Origin of the sequence: Halomonas sp. ATBC28, from assembly GCF_005937175.1 — a bacterium.
Lineage (GTDB): Bacteria > Pseudomonadota > Gammaproteobacteria > Pseudomonadales > Halomonadaceae > Vreelandella > Vreelandella titanicae.
The window spans coordinates 1-445 of record NZ_VCQL01000114.1 but is presented as its reverse complement, the minus strand read 5'-3'; the positions used below and the strand labels follow the sequence as shown (position 1 = coordinate 445).

The window sequence follows — 445 nt, the reverse complement described above, 5'->3', positions numbered from 1 at the left end:
GGCCTTTAGCGGCGGCCTTGATTCTACTGTCTTACTGCATCAACTGGTGCAGTGGCGGACGGAAAATCCGGGCGTCACTCTGCGCGCTATCCATGTGCATCACGGTTTAAGCGCCAATGCTGATGCCTGGGTGAAACATTGTGAAAACATCTGCCAACAGTGGCAGGTGCCGCTGGTGGTCGAACGCGTACAACTTGCGCAAGAGGGGCTGGGGATTGAGGCCCAGGCGCGGCAGGCGCGTTATCAGGCATTTGCCCGTACCTTGTTGCCCGGTGAAGTGCTGGTTACAGCGCAACATCTCGACGATCAATGTGAAACCTTTCTGCTGGCGCTAAAACGCGGTAGCGGCCCTGCCGGGCTTTCGGCTATGGCGGAAGTTTCGGAGTTTGCCGGAACACGGCTTATCCGCCCGTTGCTTGCCCGCACGCGGGGGGAACTGGAGCAG

General features: G+C 59.1%; 1 protein-coding gene. It reads left to right on the top strand.

What is annotated here, in order from left to right; genetic code table 11:
• Positions 1 to 445 (top strand): tRNA lysidine(34) synthetase TilS (tilS, locus tag E0L35_RS25590; protein ID WP_138801735.1); only part of this gene is annotated, 445 nt, incomplete at both ends.